An 18,545-nucleotide genomic window follows, 5' to 3' on the forward strand; every position below is an offset into this window, starting at 1 on the left:
CCTAGCGGAGCAGTAAGAATGGTTGATGCAGTACGATACCCGGACGGCGATCTGCTGTTGCGGACCCTGGCCATGCCGGCCGACACCAATGCCAACGGCGATATCTTCGGTGGCTGGATCATGTCCCAGATGGACATAGGGGGCGGCATTTTGGCCAAGGAGCTGGCGCGGGGGCGGATCTGCACCGTCTCGATAGAGGGGATGACCTTCCACCACCCCATCAAGGTCGGCGACGTGGTCTGCTGTTATGGGCGCTGCCAGCGTATCGGTCGCAGCTCGATGCAGATCAAGCTGGAGGTGTGGGTCAAGCCGGTGCTGCGCGAGAACGAGGCGCAGCGCTACTGCGTCACCGAAGGGGTCTTCAACTATGTGGCCATCGACGAGCTGGGGCGCCCGCGGGCGGTGCCGCAGGCCGTCGCCTAGAGGGGATGGGCGCTGATGATGGAGATCGCTTCATCGAAGCCGCCCTTTTGCCGTATCATGAGCTCCAGCATCTGCTCTGAGCCGATGCAGCGCTGCTGATCAAACAGACAGAGATCGCCCTGAACGTCACGCATGATGAGATAGGGCAGAGTCAGCTCGATATGCTGGTTGATGCCATATCGGTTGAGATAGTGAATCCGGTAGTGGTAGGCCATGGGGCATCTCCCTGTGCTGTCACAAAGCTATGAGCCTAGCCGTTTTTTTGCCCTCTTCCTGCCCATGGCGGGCAGAAAGAACAGAGATGGTTGTCCGCTAATGAAAAAAAGCTATCGCATCGTAGGAACGTCCCTGCTCGCTCTGGGGCTGGTGGGGTGTTTTGAGGTGCCCGAGCAGGGCTACTTCGTGACCGCAGCCGGGGTCGTGGATGGGGTGGATTGCGCCCGTCCCCCCCTGGTGGCGTTGGCCAACCGGGCCCTGCCGCAGGAATTCAGCCTCACGGTGTGGAACCTGTTCAAGGGGCAGCGCAAGGATTGGCTGGAGGGGATGGAGCGCTTCGTCAAGGAGCGGGATCTGGTGCTGCTGCAAGAGACGCGCACCAGCCCTGAGCTGTTGCAGTGGCTGCGCCAGGATAACTACGAGTGGCAGCAGTTGCAGGCCTTCACCCAGGGCAGCAGTTCGTTCGGGGTGATGACGGCTTCCAAGACGCCCCAGGCGTTCGTCTGTGGCGTGCGCTCACCCGAGCCCTTCATCCGCATCCCCAAGTCGGGGCTGGTCAGCCTCTATCCGCTACAGGGAGATCCTGACGGGGTCATGGTGATCAACCTGCATGCGGTCAACTTCGAGCTCGGCATGGCCGGGTTTCGCGAGCAGCTGCGCGAGTTGACCGCGCTGGTGCACCAGCATCAGGGGCCGGTGATCCTGGCCGGTGACTTCAATACCTGGAGCGACAAGCGTCAGCGCTGGATAGATGATCTGGTGAGCGATCTCTCCCTTAGCGAGGCCATCCCGGCGCCGGATCTGCGCCGTACCGCCTTTGGCCGCCCGCTCGATCACCTCTATTACCGCAACCTCGATCTGGTAGAGGTGAGTGCCCCGCAGACCACAGCGTCGGATCACAACCCGATCCTGGCGCGCTTTCGGGCGCAGAAGCTGACGCCCTGAGCGGCATCATCGTCCATTTTCACATAAAAAAAGCCGACGCATTGCGTCGGCTTTTTGCATCGGATGACCTTAGGCGGTCACGGCCTCGGCCTGCTCGCGCACCGGTGCCGGGGTGCGGATCAGGTAGTCAAAGGCGCTCAGGGCGGCGGTGGCGCCGGAGCCCATGGAGATGATGATCTGCTTGTAGGGGGCGGTGGTGGCATCCCCTGCGGCAAACACGCCCGGCATGGAGGTGGTGCCCTTGGCATCGATCTCAATCTCACCGAAGCGAGTCAGGGCGACGTCGGTGCCCTTGAGGAACTCGGTGTTGGGCACCAGGCCGATCTGGACGAAGATACCGGCCAGTTCGACCTGCTTGATCTCGCCCGTGGTGCGATCTTCATAAGTCAGTCCGGTCACCTTGTTGCCATCCCCCAGCACCTCGGTGGTGCGGGCGCTCATGATGATGTCGACGTTGGGCAGGGAGCGGGCCTTCTGTTGCAGCACCTCGTCGGCGCGCAGGGTGTCGGCGAACTCCAGCACGGTGACGTGCTCGACGATACCGGCCAAGTCGATGGCGGCCTCAATGCCGGAGTTACCGCCACCCACCACGGCGACTCGCTTGCCCTTGAAGAAGGGACCGTCGCAATGGGGGCAGTAAGCCACGCCCTTGGTGCGGTACTCCACTTCACCCGGCACGTTCAGGTCGCGCCAGCGGGCACCGGTGGCCAGGATCACCGAGCGGCTCTTGAGGGAGGCGCCGGAGGCCAGATCCACCTCGACGTAGTCGCCCTTCTTCACGGTGGCGGCACGCTGCTCGGTGATGATATCGACGCCGTACTGCTTGACGTGCTGCTCGAGGCTGGCGGCCAGCTTGGGGCCCTCGGTATAGGGGACGGAGATGAAGTTCTCAATGCCCATGGTATCCATCACTTGGCCCCCGAAACGTTCGGCCAGAATGGCGGTACGGATCCCCTTGCGGGCGGCGTAGACGGCCGCAGCGGCGCCGGCCGGGCCACCGCCCACCACCAGCACGTCATAGGGCTCGCGCTCGCTCAGCTCGGCCGCTTTACGCTCGGCGGCGCCGCTGTCGACCTTGGCGAGGATCTCTTCCAACGTGATGCGCCCCTGGCTGAACGGCTGACCGTTCAGGTAGACGTTCGGCACGGCCATGATCTGGCGCTCGTTAACCTCATCTTGGAACAGGGCGCCGTCGATCATCACGTGGCTGATGTTCGGGTTGAGGGTCGCCATCAGGTTCAGAGCCTGCACCACGTCCGGGCAGTTGTGGCAGGAGAGCGAGATATAGGTCTCGAAGTGGAACTCACCCTTGAGGTTCTTGATCTGCTCCAGCACGGCCGGATCGGTCTTGGAGGGGTGACCGCCGTTTTGCAGCAGGGCCAGCACCAGTGAGGTGAACTCATGACCCATGGGAATGCCGGCAAAGTGAACGCGCGGCGCCTGCCCCTGGGGGGCGATGCTCATGGAAGGCTTGCGATCGGCATTACCCTGGGTCAGGGAAATTTTGGGCGACATCTCGCTGATCTCGCGGGCCAGGGCCTGCAGCTCGGCGGACTTGTCGCTGTCGTTGCCGGACACGCTGATCTCAATCGGATGGACTATGTACTGCAGATAGGTGTTCAGCTGTTGCTTGAGGTTGGTATCCAACATCTTCAAAGTTCCTTATATCAAGATTCAGTGAGCCGGAAATGGAACCGGCCCATATTCGGGCCGGTCACAGGGGATGCTGGGAGACTTAAATCTTGCCTACCAGATCCAGGGACGGGGCCAGAGTGGCTTCGCCTTCCTTCCACTTGGCCGGGCAGACTTCACCCGGGTGGGAGGCAACATACTGGGCAGCCTTGACCTTGCGCAGCAGCTCCAGGGCGTCACGACCGATACCGCCGGCGTTGATCTCAACGATCTGGATGACACCTTGCGGGTCGATGACGAAGGTACCACGGTCAGCCAGGCCGGCCTCTTCGATCATCACGCCGAAGTTGCGGGTGATGGCGCCGGTCGGGTCACCGATCATCGGATACTGGATCTTCTTGATGGTGTCGGAGGTGTCGTGCCAAGCCTTGTGGGTGAAGTGGGTGTCGGTGGAGACGGAGTAGATCTCGACGCCCAGCTTCTGGAATTCGGCGTAGTTGTCGGCCAGGTCACCCAGCTCAGTCGGGCAGACGAAGGTGAAGTCAGCCGGGTAGAAGAAGACGACGGACCACTTGCCCTTCAGGTCGGCATCAGAGACGTCGATGAACTTGCCATTGTGGTAGGCGGTGGCGTTGAACGGCTTGATTTCGGTGTTGATGTAGGTGGACATTCGCGATGCTCCTTGGTCAATGTCTCTCGGTGATTTCTGCTCTTGGTTGGCATTGCTGCCTAACTGGTTGTCACTATAGCGACTTCAAATAATCGATTAAAGCGGCAAAACTCTATCGCTTAAATCAGTTTTTTAGATTAATCCATCATGCGTGTATGCAGTATGAATGAATCAAGGCCTCTTATACCCCTGTCCAGCCAGAGACTCAACCGGATGAGAGGGGGGCGTTCGTTTTCCGTGAGGCAGTCGGCTACTGAGCCTGCTCAGCCCGGCGAATGGTGTGAAAGCCGTAGTAGACTCGCCCCGCCGTGGTGAGCAAGCACAGGGCGCCAAAGCCCCAGGCAAGCGGGGAAAAGCCGGCCGGCCACAGGCACATGGCGGCGAACAGGGCCATGGTCTCGCTCCCCTCTGTGAGCCCCCCCAGGTAGTAGAGCGACTTGTTGTGATAGACCGGGCTCTGTAGCCCATACCTGGCCGCCATGACGGCGAAGGCGAGAAAGCTGGCCCCCGTGCCCATGAAGCAAAACAGCAGGAAGGCCGCTGGCAGGGCGTTGCTGGCCGGATCGGCGAGGGCAAACCCCAGCACCACGGCGGCGTAGAAGATGAAATCGCAGACGATGTCGAGAAAGCCGCCGCTGTCGCTGCCACCGCTATGTCGCGCCAGGGCGCCGTCGAGCCCGTCACACAGGCGGTTGAGGGCGATCAGTAGCAGCGCCGCCCCATAACAGCCGAAGGCCAGCAGGGGCACGGCCAGCAGGCCGATGGCAAAGCCGGCCAGGGTGAGCTGGTTGGGCGAGATGTGGCGCCGGGCCAGTGGCGCGGCCAGGGCCGCCAGCGGGCGGCGCACCAGAGGGATGAGGTGGCGATCAAGCATGGGGGCTCTCGGGGGTGAGGTTCACTATCTCGCCCGGCGCATCGGCCGGATCATGGGTCACCAGCAGCACTGGGATGGTGCAGGTCTGGGCAAACACCCAGTCGCGAAACGCGGCGCGCAGGGGCTGATCGAAGCGGGAGAAGGGCTCGTCGAGCAGCAGGGCGCGCGGGCGGGCCAACAGGGCGCGCAGCAGGCTTACCCGGGCGCGCTGGCCGCCGGAGAGCTGGTGGGGCAGGCGGGCCCCCAGCTCACCGAGCTGGGCGCTGGCCAGGGCATGGGCAACCGCGGCGCGGCGCTCGGCCTGCGGGCCAGCCGGCACGGCGAACAGCAGGTTCTCGGTCACATTCAGGTGACCAAACAGCAGATCATCTTGAAACAGGATGCCGATCCCGCGCGCCTCGATGGGCTGATGGCGCAGCGGCTGCCCCGCAAGGCTCAGGCTGCCCTCCCAGGTGAGGGGAGCATGGCGCGGCGCCCGTTCCCGGTGCGGCAGCGCCCCCATGATGGCGCCGAGCAGGCTGCTCTTGCCGCAGCCGCTGGGTCCCATCAGGGTCAGCGGCGCCCCAGGGAGAACATCAAGGTCGGGCACCCGTAGCAGAGGGTGGGCCCCCTGATAGAGGGTGACCGCGTGGAGAGTCAGCATGGGGATCGCTCCAAGGGGTTGAGGCGCCGCGGCAGCCAGATGGCCAGGGCGAAGGCGGCCAGCGGCAGCGCCAGTTGCAATAGGCCATAGAGGCCAGCCAAGCGGCGGTCGAGGCCGCTCCCGATGGCGACCGCCTCGGTGGTGAGGGTCACCACTCGGCCGCCGCCCAGCAGTAGGGTGGGCAGGTATTGGGCCAGGCTCACCGCCACCCCGACCGCCAGCGCCGCCAGCAGGGGGCGTGCCAGCAGGGGCAGCTTGATACGCCACCAAGCCCGAATGGGCGAGGCGCCGAGGCTGCGGGCGGCGATGAGCAGCCGCTCATCAAAGGCCTGCCAGGGGCCGCGCAACGTGAGGTAGAGATAGGGAAAGACATACAGCAGCTGCCCCCACACCACCCACAGCAGGCTCGGCTCGGCGCCGCACTGCGCCAGGGCACGCTCCAATCCGAGCAGTAGGCTGGCCTGGGGCAGCAGCAGCGGCAGACAGAGCAGCCACAGAGGCCAGATGGACGAGGCGCGCCCTGTCTCCAGCAGCAGCAGGGCCCAGAGCGCCCCGAGCAGGGTCACTAGCAGGGCGATGGCGGCGGTGACGCCGAGCAGGGGCAGGGCGCCGGGCAGCGCCTCGTGCCATTGGCTCAGGGTGAACTCGGTGGGCCACAGAGCGGGAAAACGCCAGCGCCGGGTCAGTGACCAGAGCAGCAGGGCCAGCAGTACCAAGGCGTTGAGGGCGATCAAGAGGTTGACCAAGGCGCCGGGCCAGCCGCGATGAAGGGCAGGGCGGCGCCGGCCATCGAGCTGGCGGGCGCGCAGCCCCCGGCAGCAGAGCCACTCGATGGTGCGCAGCAGCGCCAGCACGAGCAGGCTGAGTGCGAGCAGCAGCAGGGCCCCCAGGTGGGCCAGTGGGTGCAGGGCGAGATCGGCATCCTGGCTCCACAGCCAGATGCGTTGGGCCAGCACGGGCGGTGCATCGGGGCCGAGCAGCAGCGGCAGATCGACCACCCCGCAGCCGTAGGCGGCGATGGCGAACAGGGGCAGCCGGAGGCGCGGCCACAGGGCCGGCAGCAGCAGGCGCCACCACAGTTGGGCCGGGGCGTAACCCAGGCTCTGGCCCAGGGTCAGTTGGGCCATCACCTCATGGCGGCGCAGGGCGGCCAGCGCCATCAGCAGCAGGAAGGGAAGCTCCTTGGCCAGCAGCGCCAGCAGCAGCCCCATGCCGAGGGGATCGCGCAGGGTCTGCCAGTCCGGCGGTAAAGACCAGCCGAGCAGGGTCGCCGGCAGGCGAAATAGCCAGCCGGAGGGGGCGAGCAGAAACGCCAGCCCCACGGCAAAGGCCACATGGGGCAGGGCCAGCAGGGGGGAGAGAGCCCGCTCGAGGCGGTGCAATGCCGGCTGCTGCCAGCCGTGGGCCAGCAGGGCGAAGGTGAGCAGCAGCACCAGCAGGGTGGAGAGCAGCGCCAGCGCGGCGCTGAGCCAGAGCGAGTGGCACAGGCTCGGCACCGCCAGCAATGGCTGCCAGAGCCCCTTATCCAGGGCCAGCGGCAGCAGGGCGCCGAGGCCGGCCAGCAGGGGCAGGCCGAGCAAGAGCAGGGTCACGGCATGGGCGGTGGCGCGCAGCATGGTCAGGGGCCGTAGCGACGCAGCCATTCGGCCTCAAGACGGGTCTGCCAGCTGGGGTGTGGCTCGGATTGGGCCGGGAAGCGCAGTGAGGGTGGGGTGCCGGCCGGCAGGGCGTTTTGGCGCAAGACGCTGGGATCACCCCAGATCTCGGGATCTGCCTTGCGCGCCTGGGCCTCGGGGCTCAGCAGGAAGTTCACCACCACCATGGCCCCCTCGCGGGCGCGGGCGTTGAAGGGAATGGCCAGAAAGTGGGCGTTGGTGAGGGCTCCCTTTTCCATCGCCACGGCCTGCACCGAGGGGGGCAGGGCGCCGCTGTGCACCGCGAAGGCGGCCTCCTGCGGGTTGAAGCTGATGGCCATGTCGAGCTCGCCGTCATCGAGCAGTTGCCGGGTCTCGGCGGCGCCGGTGGGAAAGAGCTTGCCGGCGCGCCACAGGGCCGGGTGCAGGGCATCGAGCCATGCCCATAGCGGCGCGCTAAGGCGGGCAAAGGTGGCCGCATCGGCCGGCTGGTAGAGGGGGGCGGAGGTGGGTGCGAGCTCGAGCAGGATCTGCTTGAGAAAGCTCGAGCCGTGAAACTGGGGCGGTTTGGGATAGGTAAAGCGGCCGGGATGGGCCTTGGCCCACGCCAGCAGCGCCGCCGCATCGCGGGGGGGGTGAGGCACCCGCTCGCGCTCGACCATCAGGTTGAGCTGGCCTATGCCCCAGGGGGCCTCGAGCCCCTCCACCGGCACGGTAAAATCCTCGTGCACCGGCAAGGCCGCATCGACCAGTGCCATGTTGGGCAGGGTGGCGCTAAACGGCGCCCCCAGCAAGCGCTGCTCCTTCATCGACTTGAAGTTCTCGCCGTTGACCCAGAGCAGGTCGATGCTGCCCCCTTGCGTCTTGCCGGCGCGGCGCTGGGTTTGCAGAGCCGCAATGCTGGGGGCGATGTCGGCCACCTTGACCGGCACCAGAGTGATCTCGAAGCGGCGTTTAATCTCGGTGGCCGCCCAGCCGAGGTAGCGGTTGACCTCCTGGCTGCCGCCCCAGGCATGCAGGTAGACCTGCTGGCCGCGCGCCGTGCGCAGGGTCTGCTGCCAGGCCGGGTCGGCCTCGGTCACGGCCAGGGCGGGCAGGGTGAGCAGGGTGAGCAGCAGGGCGCTGAGCCGTCTGTGCATGGTCATGCCTCCGGGTGGGATGGCGCGCCGCGGCGCCAACGGTGAAAACGGCCGGCCAGCGTCAGCAGGCGGGCCGACGTATGGGTGCGGCGCCACAGGCCCGCCACCTGCCGGTTGCCCTCCATCCGCGTCGGGTAGGGGTGGACGGTGGCGAGGATCTGGTTAAGCCCGAGCCCGTGTTGCAGGGCCAGGGTGAAGGGGACGATGCGCTCGGCGGCCTCGGACCCTATCAGGGTGGCGCCGAGCAGGCGGTCGCTGCCGGGGACGGTGAGCACCTCGACAAAGCCGTGTGGCTCGCCATCGCACAGGGCCCGATCGAGCTCGGCGAAGGCAAAGCGGGTGCGCTCGAACGGAACGCCGCGGGAGGTGGCTTCCATCGTGGTGAGCCCAACCCGCGCCAGCTGCGGCTCGGTGTAGATGGCATGGGGGATGGCGCGATAATCGATGCGCAGGGGATAGAGATCGCCAAACAGGGCGTTGAGGGCGGCATAGCTCCCTTGATGGGCCGCCGCGTGGGTCAGCTGATAGGGGCCGGCCACGTCGCCGACGGCCAGCACCGAGGGGAGCGACGTGGTGAGCGTCTCATCGACCTGGATGAAGCCTTGCTCGGTCAGGGCCACGCCCAGCGCCTCGAGCCCCAGCCCCTCCACGTTGGGTTGGCGCCCCAGCGTCAGCAGCAGCCGATCCCCGGTGACGGTGTGGCGCCGCTCCCCTTGCCGCAGGGTGAGGGTGATGCCGGTTGCCTCCTGCGCGGCCGCTAGACATTCGGCGCCGAGCAGCAGGGTGACGCCGCTGTGGCCCAGCTGCTCTGCCAGCAGGGTGCTGGCATCGGGCTCTTCGCGCGGCAGCAGCCGCTCGGCCTGCTCAATGAGCGTGACCGGCACCCCGAGCAGGGCGAAGGCCTGGGCCAGCTCGCAGCCGGCGGCGCCGCCGCCGAGGATCAGCAGGTGTGCCGGAGGCTGGCGCAGTGCCCAGAGGGTGTCCGACGTCAGATAGTCAATCTTATCGAGCCCCGCTATCGCCGGCACCCGGGGCCGGGCGCCGGTGGCGATGACGATGCGCCGGGCGCTCAAGCGCTGGGTGCCGACCTCCACCTGCCAGGGGGAGACGAGGCGGGCACGCCCCTGGATGCACTCCACGCCGAGGGCGCGGTAGCGCTCGAGTGAATCGTGAGGCGCCACCTGGCTTATCACCTGCTGCACTCGCTCCATCACGGCGGCAAAGTCGCACTGGGCGTCGGCGCGAAAGCCCAGCTCGGCGGCGCGGCGCAGCTCAAGGCCAACGCGGGCCGAGCGCAGCAGCGCCTTGGAGGGCACGCAGCCGTGGTGGAGGCAATCTCCCCCCATCTGTGCGGCCTCGATGAGCGCGACGCTGGCCTTGGCCTGCGCCCCGATATAGCTGGTGACCAGCCCCCCAGCGCCGGCGCCGATCACCAACAGGTTGTAGTCAAAGCGGTGCGGCTTGCCCCAGCGCCTGGCGAGACGCAGGGCCGCCAGACGGCGTGCCAGGGCTCGCCCCAGCCAGGGCAGGGCACCGAGCAGGCAGAGCGCCCCAATCAGCCCGGGCGTGAGCACCTGGCCTGTGCTCGCCAAGCTTGCCAGCTCGCGCCCCGCCAGCACATAGACCAAGGTGGCCGGCAGCATGCCAAGCTGGCTCACCCAGGCGTAGGTGCGCAGGGGCATGCGGGTCAGCCCCATCAACAGGTTCACCAGAAAGAAGGGAAAGAGCGGTACCAGGCGCAGGGTCAGCAGGTAGTGTACGCCCTGGGCGTCGAGCCCCTTGTCGATGGTGGCCAGAGGCTTGGCAAAGCGCCGGGCTACCCAGCCGCGCAGCAAGAAGCGGGCGCACAGGAAGGCAAGACAGGCGCCGAGGGTGCTGGCAAACGAGACCAGCAACAGCCCCCACGCCACCCCGAACAGGGCGCTGCCCGCCAGGGTGAGCAGGGTGGCGCCGGGCAGCGAGAGGGCGGTGCTGGCTACATAGAGCAGGAAATAGGCCAGTGCTGCCTGGATGAAGTGGGCATCGACCCAGCCTTGCAGCTCTTTTTGATGGTGTTGCAAGGTGGCGAGATGGAGCCACTGGCCCAGATCGAAGGCGAGATAGCCGCCCATCATGATCAGCAGCAGGGCCAATAGCAGCAGGCGCTTCACCGCGGCGGCTCCTGGCGCGTTGGCTGTACCGGTAGCTGACAAAAGCCCTGGGGCGGCACATCCAGCGCCGCATTGAACTTGGCCGACAGGTTTTGAAAGGCGATCAGCCCGGTCAGCTCGACGATGCCATCGTCATCAAACCACTGGCGCAGGCGTGCCGCCTGCGCATCGCTCACCCCGTCGAGTCCGGTCATCGCCTCGGTGTAGTCGAGCACGGCCCGCTCGCGTTCATCGAACAGGGGAGAGTCGCGCCACTGGGCCAGCGCCTCGACCTTGGCACTCGAGCCGGCCCGCTGAGTCAGGGTCATGGCGTTGATGTCGACGCAGAAGCGGCACCAGTTGAGCTGGGAGACCCGCACCGTCACCAGGGAGCGCAGCACCGGATCAATGGGGGAGCGGCGCCGATTGATGACGCCGTAGAGGGTGGCGACAGCGGCGAACAGGCGCGGTGAGCGCCCCCAGCACTTGCCAGGGATCAGCACCTGGCCGTAGTTGCGTTTTTGCAGCCAGAAGAAGGGGCGGATGAACCAGGCGTACTCCCGATCCGGTTTGAGTTCGATGCGCATGGTCGCTCCTAATGGCGTGTGGTGGCGGCCGCTGGGGCCTCTTTGGCCAGCTCGCGGGCCAGCTCCTGCATGAAATCCACGACTCGCTCCCGGTTGACGCCGAGATCCGAGCGCCCGACCCGGGAGGCCGAGCGCAGATCGACCCGCACCTCACGGCCGATGCGCAGGCGCAGGGCAATGTCATCTTCAAAGCCAAACCAGGGGCTGGTGGCCACGGCCTGTAGGCCGTCCGGGGTGCGGATGGTACGCCAACCCTTGGCCTGCATCAGGCGTTCGGCACTGCCGATCACCTCTTCGGGTAAGGCGCTGGTGTAGAGGGGGCCTGGGTTGTCGGCCAACCCTTTGAGCGGCCCCTCGCTGACCGGCAGATCCTGGCTTGAGCGCAGCTGCTTGGCCCAGATGAGGGCAGGGGGATCTTGCGGATCGGTGCTGATGTCATTGTGGGGCGGCGCACTGATGGCCTTGGTGAGAAACCAGAGCAGGGGGAGTAGCGGCAGCGCTCCGAACAGGGCGCTCTTTTTGTGGCGGCGCCAGGGCAGACGTAGTAGCAGAAACAGGCCGCACAGACTGCCTGCGGCACAACTCAGAAACCCCATCCACCAAGGCCAGATGGCAAAACGGGTCAGCAGGGGGCCGGCCAGCATCAGAGTCCATGAGAGGAGAGGAAGCAACAGGGAGGACACGGGAAAACCTTGTTTGCACAAAGTGTTAAGAATAACGCGCTGGGCGAGGGGAGAACAGGGTTTCACGCCCAATCGGGGTGAGAAACGCCGGCAGGTGCCGGCGTTGTGAGCGTCATTGGCCGGAGAAGACCCCCTGCGTTGCCGCCAGACTGACCCGCCCCGAGCTCTCGAGCCAGCTCTTGACCCGCTTGGCATCGGCGACCCGAGCATCTGTGGTATCGGCATTGAGCAGCACCATGATCACCGGCTCATGGCGCACCCTGGTCTCCATCACTAGACAGCGGCCTGCTTCGCGAATGTAACCGGTCTTGGAGACGTTGAGATCCCACAGCCCCTCGCGCACCAGACGGTTGGAGTTGCGATAGTGCAGCTGGCGCTTGCCGGCGCTGACCAGGCTCTGCTCGTCGGTCGAATATTGGCGGATCAGCGGATAGCTGGAGGCGGCGGCCACCATCTTGGCCAGATCGTGGGCCGTGGAGACATTGCGCGGGGTGAGCCCCGTGCTGTCGTGGAAGCGAGTGTTCCACATGCCGAGCATTCTCGCCTTGGCGTTCATCGCTTCGATGAAGGCGCGTCTTCCCCCCGGGTAGTGGCGGGCCAAGGCCGAGGCGGCCCGGTTTTCCGAAGACATCAAGGCCAGGTGCAGCATCTGGGCACGGCTCAACCGGGTGCCGAGCGCCAACCGGGAGCCGGTTCCCTTGAGTCGATCCACATCGGCATCGCCAATGGTGAGGGTCTCGTTCAATCGCAAGCCCGCATCCAACACCACCATGGCCGTCATCAGCTTGGTGATGGAGGCGATGGGCATCACCCGATCCGCATTGCGTTCGGAGAGCACCTCGCCGGTGCGGTGATTGGCGACCACAAACGAGGCCGAATTAAGGGCTGGCTGCTGGTCGCGATGTTGCAGCCACTGTCCCCCTGCGGCGTTGGCGGTGACGGGCAGGGCGCCGATAGGGAGCAGTGCCGCTCCTAACAACCAGGAAAGAAGAGTTCGCTTCATGATGTCAGTTACACGAATGGCCAAGAGAGCTGGTTTAGTTATAAGTCGATTACTGTCGTATCACAATGGTACTTGCTTGTGATTGTGCTGCAAGTGTGATCTTGGATGATGGGGGGCAGCCAGGTACGGCGCAGCGCGGGGATGATGCCACCACAGGGCGGTCGGGGTCTAGCAACAATGCTTGGTCGCGGTGAGAAACAAAAAGGGCAAGGCGGATGCCTTGCCCTTGGCAGGAGAAGATCAGCCTGGATCGCCGATAAACAGGGTGAGAGTTTGCCCGGGTTGCAGATGGTTACGACGATCAAGTTGATTCCAGCGCACCACGTCCACCACAGCGACCTGGAACTTGGCCGCAATGGAGGAGAGAGAGTCTCCACGCCGCACCTGATAGCTGACCGAGCTCGAGGAGGCCGTTGCGCTCTTGCCTGAGACGATCAGACGAGAGCCCGGTTTAATCGTGGCCTTGGCCGAGAGGCCGTTCCACTTGAGCAGGCTCTGCTGGCTGATGCCGTGCTTGCGGCTGATGCTCCAGAGGGTGTCACCACTCTTGACTGTGTATTGAGCCACATTGGTGGCGGGGCGGCTGCGTTTGGCTACGGCCGGCTCGGCATCGGTAAAGGCCTGGCCGCTACTCACGCCGCTGCCGGGAATACGCAGTGACTGACCGGTACGCAGGGCATGACCACTGAGGTTGTTGGCCATCTTCAGCTCATTCACGCTGACGCCGTGGCGGCTGGCAATGAGAGAGAGGGTATCCCCGCGGTTCACCCGGTAGTCGCGTCCGGTCACCCGGTTGTTGCGGGGCAGGTCAGCCAGGGCCAGCTCCAGCGCATCGGCATACTCCACCGGCACCAGGAGGCGATGGGGGCCGCTTGGGGAGGTGACGCCGCGAACCAGCGCTGGATTGAGCTCCTTGAGCTGGCTGGCTCGCACCCCGGCCAGGTTGGCGGCCGTGGCGATATCGAGTTGCCCCTCGATCTCAACGGCCCTGAGCTTGGGCTCGTTGGCGAGCGCAGGCATGCTGACGCCGTACTGATCCATGTTGCTGATCACATCGGCCATGGCCAGGATCTTGGGCACGTATTGCAGGGTTTCGCGCGGTAAATCCAGCGACCAGTAGTCGGTGGGGCGCCCCCGCTTTTGGTTGCGGACGATGGCATTGCGTACCCGACCTTCGCCTGCGTTATAGGCGGCCATGGTATTGAGCCAGTCGCCATCGAAGAAGCGGTTGAGGTACTCAAGGTAATCGAGAGCGGCGCGGGTGGAAGCCAGCACGTCTTTGCGTCCGTCATACCAGCGATCGTGACGCAGGCCGAAGTTGCGGCCCGTCTGTGGCACAAACTGCCACAAGCCGACGGCATTGCTGCGCGAGCGGGCGGTCGGATCGAACATGCTCTCGATCATGGGGATGGTCACCAGCTCCATTGGCAGCCCGCGCCGTTCAATCTCCTCGACCATCAGGTAGAGGTAGGGTTCAGCACGGCTGGCAATGGTCGCCATATGGCTATCACTGCGCAGAATGGCGGCGCGTTGTCGTCGCACGCGATCGTTGTCGGGCACATCCAGCTGCATATCGTTGCTGATACGCACCCACAGATCGTCGCTCTCCTCTGCCGCATCCAGCTGATCGTCGCCGAACAGGGAGGGAGCAGGGTGACGTTTGTGCGCTTTTTTATTGACTTGGGGGGACTTACTCGGCTCGATTGCCGCTAGCGCCCGGTCATCCTGATGGCTCAGGTTTTGGCAGCCACTGAGAAACAGCGCCGCCAATAAGGCCGTTCGAACCTTCATCACTCACAGGTCATCCAATGGAAAAACAGCCGCAATAGTAAGCGGCTATCGCCTCGTGATCAAGGTTTGTTCAAAAAACATCCTTCCAAAGGCGTAGTGTATGGAACACTTTTTGCGGAGTATCTAGTTGAGATAACGCGTGTTTTTCAGCAGAAAATCGCACTGAGTCGAGGTGGCACCGCAGGAACACGTTCACGTCCCGCTCCCGCCCCAGCGTGGTGGGCAGGCTGGGCAAGCCTTGCTGGCGCAACTTGCTGATCTCTTTGATGATCTCGGCAATCTTCCGGTTCTGTGGTTCGACCGCATGGGCAAACCTCAGGTTGGAGAGGGTGTATTCGTGAGCCGGGTAGACGCGAGTCTCGTCTGGCAATGCCAGCAGGCGTTGCAGGGAGCCATACATCTCCTCTGCACTGCCTTCGAACAGGCGGCCACATCCTGCTGAAAAAAGCGTGTCGCCGCAGAACAACATGCCGCCCCCATGATAGGCCACATGGCCCCGGGTGTGTCCCGGTACATGCAGCACCGACAGGGTCAGGTCATGCCAGCGGATCTGATCCCCCTCTTCGACACGGGTGCCATCAAAGTGCAGTTGTGTCTCGTGGCGTGGCTGATAGAGGCGGGCGTTGGGGTAGGCGGTCAGGAGTTCGGTGACCCCGCCAGTATGATCCTGATGGTGGTGAGTCAGCAAAATGGCATCGAGCGTCAGCCCCAGTGAATCGAGGCGCTCCAGCACCGGGCCGGCACTGCCAGGGTCGACCACAAGGCAGTGTTTTTCTTGCCGAATCAACCAGATATAGTTGTCTTGAAAGGCCGGGATGGTCAGTACTGAGTACATAGGTTGGCTTCTCTTTGGGCTGGGTATCTTATATAAAGGAGGAAAGCTCCTCTGCGGAAGTATGCCCATTATGCCGTTGCGTCGCAGCGAACCTCAAATCAGGAGTCCAGCCAGCTGGCACGAGTTGCCAATGGGAGACTGGATCGCCGGCGAGCTGCAACATCGTCTCGATGTCTGGTGTCCGCATCTGTTCGGTTATCACCTGCTCAAGCTTGGAGCGTTAAGCGGGGAGCTCTCCTGCACCATGTCGACCATCCGCCACCAGTTGGTGGTGGCGCCGGAGGGGCGCCTTGCGACAGTGCGGGCCGATCTGGATGCCCTGCCGATCCGCTGCGGCAGTGTCGATGCCTGCCTGCTGGCCCACACCCTGGATTTCAGTCGCGATCCGCACCAGGTGCTGCGTGAAGTGGAGCGGGTGCTGACCGATGATGGCTGGGTCATTGTCAGCGGCAGTAATCCCCTGAGCCTGCTCGGCATGGGGCGTTCCATGCCTTGGTTGCGACGCCGTCTGCCCTGGTCGGGGCGTATGTTTACGCCGCGGCGCATCATCGACTGGCTGAAGTTGCTGGGGTTCGAGGTGATGTTTGACGAACGCTTCGGCTATGGATGGGGCAGCGGTGGTGGCTGGTGGTACGAGAGCCTGGGACATGACTACTGCCGCCACCTGGCCTCGACGTATATCATCGCCGCCCGCAAGCGACGGGCTCCCCTGCTGCCTATCCAAAAACGCTGGGCGCTGCCCCGCTCGTTGGCCACGCCGGGCATGGCCAGGGTGTTTGAGGATCAGGGGCGATAGCCGCTGTCTTCAATCAATGCCGTGCCACTGGCGGCATCACGGGCCAGCTCATCGCAGCGCTCGTTCTCCGGGTGACCCGAGTGACCCTTGACCCACAACCACTCGATCTGATGACGTGCCACCTCGGCATCGAGCTGTTTCCACAGATCCACGTTCTTCACGGGCTCCTTGCTGGCGGTGAGCCACCCTTTGCGCTTCCAGCCGGTGATCCACTGGGTGATCCCCTGGCGTACATATTGACTGTCGGTCGTCAGGCGGACCTGGCAAGGCTCGCTTAGGGTGCGCAAGCCGACAATGGCGGCCATTAGCTCCATGCGGTTGTTGGTGGTGAGGCGAAATCCACCGGCGAGCTCCTTGCGGTGCTGGCCGTAAATGAGGACTGCACCATAACCACCGGGACCTGGGTTGCCGAGGCAGGAACCATCCGTATACAAATCAATCTGTTTTAGCATGCACATTGGGGTAAACTGGGAAAAATCAGAGTTTGACACAGATTGCACCATGAACACACCCCAAGCCAGCCGCCAGATCATCCTCGATACCGAAACCACGGGTATGAATATGAGCGGCGGACCTCACTATCTGAACCACCGCATCATCGAAATCGGCTGCGTTGAGGTCATCAACCGCAAGCTGACCGGCAACCACTTCCACGTCTATATCAAGCCGGATCGGATGGTGGATCCCGAAGCCATCCAGGTTCACGGCATTACCGATGAGTTTTTGCGCGACAAGCCGTCGTTTGACAAGATCGCCGATGACTTCATCGAGTACATCCGTGGTGCCGAGCTCATCGCCCACAACGCCCCCTTTGACGTGGGCTTCATGGATTACGAGTTCAGTAAGCTAGGGCTGACCCTCAAGACGACCGATATCTGCACCGTTACCGATACCCTGGTGATGGCCCGCGAGCTCTTCCCTGGCAAGCGCAACAACTTGGATGTGTTGTGCGATCGCTACGGTATCGACAACTCTCACCGTACCCTGCACGGGGCCTTGCTCGATGCGGAGATCCTGGCCGACGTCTATCTGATGATGACCGGTGGCCAGACCAAGTTGAATCTGGCCACCGAGAGTGCCGAGGCCAACAATGCCTCTATGGACACGGGGATCCGCCGGCTGGCGGCCGATCGCCCCCGTCTCAAGGTGCTGCGTGCCGAGGGGGAGGTACTGACCGCCCACGAGGCGCGTCTCGATCTGGTACAGAAGAAGGGCGGCAGCTGCCTGTGGCGCCAATAAGGAAGAGTCTCATGCAAGGAATGCTGCGGCACTGTGTGCCAGTGATGGTAGGGGCGGCCGCGCTGCTCTCGGGCTCGGTTGGGGCGGCAGACAGTGTTGGCGCGGCGGATGTGCCCTTGCTGGCCAACCGTTTTCGCATCGACTATGGGGTGAAGGAGGTAACCTTCATCATCCACCGCAAGCCGGATTCGGCGCCCGTAGTGCTGGTGCAACCCGATGGCAGCAAGCTCTACAGCATCCGCCATCCGGCCGGACAGGTGGGGTGGCAGGTCACTCCCCGGGCCGATCTCATCACCATTCGCGATCCCATGCCGGGCCCCTGGCAGGCGATTGGCGATACCGATCCTGACAACCGGATCCGCCTGCTGACCGACGTGCAGCTGGCCTATGATCCCATTCCCCTGCGCCTCTATCAGAACGAGGTGGTCAAGCTGACCAGCCGTCTGGTGATCGAGGGGGCCATCAGCCGCGATCCCGCCTATCTGGACAACCTGGCGATGACGGCGCGGTTACAGCGTTTCCATGAGGGGCAGGGAAGCGATGGCGAGCCCCTTGAGGATATCGAGATTGGCCGCTACCTCGACGATGGCAAGGGGCTCGACGAGGTGCCGCATGATGGTGTGTTGACGGCGGAGACGACGCTGCTGGCCCCTCCCGGCAAATATCGCGCCGTGATCACCACAGGCAACGAGATCTTCACCCGTGCCCGTCATCAGGAGATCATGCTCTATCCCCTGCCGTTTCGTTATGAGTTGCTGGCGCCGAGTGAGGGGCAGCCTCCCAAGCTGACCTTCATCATCGATAAAGAGGAGCTCGATCCTGCCAGCGTGGTGCTGGCCGGCGTGCTCACTGACAGCACAGGCCACCCGCTTTCATTTCGCGGCAATGCCGTCAACGCGACCATGACGGTGACCCTGCCGTTGCCGAGTACGGTGGGGCAGTACCGGGTGAGTGGCACCCTTTATGGCACCAGCGTGAGCGGACGAGAGGTTCGCATTACCCTGCCGGAGAAGAGTTTCAACATCTATCCGCCGCCACCGCCTCCCGAGCCGGTGGTCAGCCAGAGCCTGCCGGCCCCGGCGCCCGTTGCCGAGCCGGAGGCCAGCTCATGGTGGCCATGGGTGGCGGGGGGCGTAGCGGTACTGCTCACGTTGGCGGCGGCGGCCGGCATGCTGGTGTTGCAAAAACGCAAGGCATTGCGCCGGGCCCTGGCGGCCCAGCAGGAGGGCAAGGCATCCGCCAAGGCCCCTGCTACCGAGGTCGATCTGAACCAGATGGAGCAGTAAAACAGAAAGGAGCCCGAGGG

Annotated in this window: 19 protein-coding genes; 5 read left to right on the forward strand and 14 right to left on the reverse strand. The window is 64.3% G+C overall.

Going from position 1 to position 18,545, the window contains the following annotated elements; translation table 11 throughout:
* The first annotated feature begins 18 nt into the window (after positions 1-18).
* Positions 19-423, forward strand: coding sequence for an acyl-CoA thioester hydrolase YciA (gene yciA, locus BN1134_RS01050; RefSeq protein WP_042044718.1), 405 nt, complete (start codon positions 19-21; stop codon positions 421-423).
* On the opposite strand, the gene BN1134_RS01055 is transcribed toward yciA, so the two are convergent.
* Positions 420-638 (reverse strand): hypothetical protein, encoded by a 219-nt coding sequence (locus BN1134_RS01055; protein ID WP_042044719.1) that lies wholly within the window; start codon positions 636-638, stop codon positions 420-422. The two genes, yciA and BN1134_RS01055, sit on opposite strands and share 4 nt — an antisense overlap.
* Positions 639-738: 100 nt before the next feature.
* On the opposite strand from BN1134_RS01055, the gene BN1134_RS01060 reads away from it, so the two are divergent.
* Entirely contained in the window at positions 739-1,584 is an 846-nt protein-coding gene (locus BN1134_RS01060) for an endonuclease/exonuclease/phosphatase family protein (protein ID WP_042044720.1), read from the forward strand.
* 69 nt (positions 1,585-1,653) lie between these two features.
* On the opposite strand, the gene ahpF is transcribed toward BN1134_RS01060, so the two are convergent.
* The 12 genes from ahpF to gloB all read right to left on the reverse strand — a co-directional run bounded on the left by ahpF (position 1,654) and on the right by gloB (position 15,204).
* The gene (gene ahpF, locus BN1134_RS01065) at positions 1,654-3,234 is read right to left on the reverse strand and encodes an alkyl hydroperoxide reductase subunit F (RefSeq protein ID WP_042044722.1); all 1,581 of its coding nucleotides are present in this window, start codon (positions 3,232-3,234) and stop codon (positions 1,654-1,656) included.
* 85 nt (positions 3,235-3,319) lie between these two features.
* A complete protein-coding gene (ahpC, locus tag BN1134_RS01070; RefSeq protein ID WP_042044724.1) occupies positions 3,320-3,886 on the reverse strand; it encodes an alkyl hydroperoxide reductase subunit C in 567 nt (188 codons plus the stop codon).
* 250 nt (positions 3,887-4,136) lie between these two features.
* Complete coding sequence (locus BN1134_RS01075; protein WP_042044726.1) at positions 4,137-4,760, reverse strand: CDP-alcohol phosphatidyltransferase family protein; 624 nt, start codon at positions 4,758-4,760, stop codon at positions 4,137-4,139.
* A complete protein-coding gene (locus BN1134_RS01080; RefSeq protein WP_042044727.1) occupies positions 4,753-5,403 on the reverse strand; it encodes an ATP-binding cassette domain-containing protein in 651 nt (216 codons plus the stop codon). The genes BN1134_RS01075 and BN1134_RS01080 overlap by 8 nt, the downstream gene beginning before the upstream one ends.
* On the reverse strand, positions 5,397-7,046 hold the full coding sequence (locus BN1134_RS01085) for an ABC transporter permease subunit (RefSeq protein WP_042044728.1): 1,650 nt from the start codon (positions 7,044-7,046) through the stop codon (positions 5,397-5,399). Before BN1134_RS01085 ends, BN1134_RS01080 begins: the two co-directional genes overlap by 7 nt.
* On the reverse strand, positions 7,022-8,176 hold the full coding sequence (locus BN1134_RS01090) for an ABC transporter substrate-binding protein (protein WP_042044729.1): 1,155 nt from the start codon (positions 8,174-8,176) through the stop codon (positions 7,022-7,024). Before BN1134_RS01090 ends, BN1134_RS01085 begins: the two co-directional genes overlap by 25 nt.
* Positions 8,177-8,178: 2 nt before the next feature.
* Complete coding sequence (locus BN1134_RS01095; RefSeq protein WP_042044851.1) at positions 8,179-10,290, reverse strand: FAD-dependent oxidoreductase; 2,112 nt, start codon at positions 10,288-10,290, stop codon at positions 8,179-8,181.
* A 32-nt stretch (positions 10,291-10,322) separates the two neighbouring features.
* The gene (locus tag BN1134_RS01100) at positions 10,323-10,892 is read right to left on the reverse strand and encodes a carboxymuconolactone decarboxylase family protein (RefSeq protein WP_042044730.1); all 570 of its coding nucleotides are present in this window, start codon (positions 10,890-10,892) and stop codon (positions 10,323-10,325) included.
* Between the two features lie 8 nt (positions 10,893-10,900).
* On the reverse strand, positions 10,901-11,536 hold the full coding sequence (locus BN1134_RS01105) for a DUF1499 domain-containing protein (protein WP_042044731.1): 636 nt from the start codon (positions 11,534-11,536) through the stop codon (positions 10,901-10,903).
* Positions 11,537-11,687: 151 nt separating this feature from the next.
* The gene (gene pbpG / locus BN1134_RS01110) at positions 11,688-12,581 is read right to left on the reverse strand and encodes a D-alanyl-D-alanine endopeptidase (RefSeq protein ID WP_042044853.1); all 894 of its coding nucleotides are present in this window, start codon (positions 12,579-12,581) and stop codon (positions 11,688-11,690) included.
* Positions 12,582-12,818: 237 nt separating this feature from the next.
* Positions 12,819-14,369, reverse strand: coding sequence for a lytic transglycosylase (locus BN1134_RS01115; protein ID WP_042044732.1), 1,551 nt, complete (start codon positions 14,367-14,369; stop codon positions 12,819-12,821).
* Between the two features lie 70 nt (positions 14,370-14,439).
* Positions 14,440-15,204 (reverse strand): hydroxyacylglutathione hydrolase, encoded by a 765-nt coding sequence (gene gloB, locus BN1134_RS01120; protein ID WP_042044733.1) that lies wholly within the window; start codon positions 15,202-15,204, stop codon positions 14,440-14,442.
* Between the two features lie 70 nt (positions 15,205-15,274).
* Here gloB and BN1134_RS01125 point away from each other — a divergent pair, with 70 nt between their 5' ends.
* Positions 15,275-16,000, forward strand: coding sequence for a class I SAM-dependent methyltransferase (locus BN1134_RS01125; RefSeq protein WP_042044734.1), 726 nt, complete (start codon positions 15,275-15,277; stop codon positions 15,998-16,000).
* Here BN1134_RS01125 and rnhA read toward each other — a convergent pair.
* A complete protein-coding gene (gene rnhA / locus BN1134_RS01130) occupies positions 15,988-16,452 on the reverse strand; it encodes a ribonuclease HI (RefSeq protein WP_042044735.1) in 465 nt (154 codons plus the stop codon). The genes BN1134_RS01125 and rnhA overlap by 13 nt on opposite strands.
* A gap of 49 nt (positions 16,453-16,501) precedes the next feature.
* On the opposite strand from rnhA, the gene dnaQ reads away from it, so the two are divergent.
* The gene (dnaQ, locus tag BN1134_RS01135) at positions 16,502-17,239 is read left to right on the forward strand and encodes a DNA polymerase III subunit epsilon (protein WP_042044857.1); all 738 of its coding nucleotides are present in this window, start codon (positions 16,502-16,504) and stop codon (positions 17,237-17,239) included.
* 11 nt (positions 17,240-17,250) lie between these two features.
* On the forward strand, positions 17,251-18,525 hold the full coding sequence (locus tag BN1134_RS01140) for a TIGR03503 family protein (protein WP_332309652.1): 1,275 nt from the start codon (positions 17,251-17,253) through the stop codon (positions 18,523-18,525).
* Positions 18,526-18,545 lie beyond the last annotated feature (20 nt).

This window comes from Aeromonas simiae (assembly GCF_000820125.1).
Lineage (GTDB): Bacteria > Pseudomonadota > Gammaproteobacteria > Enterobacterales > Aeromonadaceae > Aeromonas > Aeromonas simiae.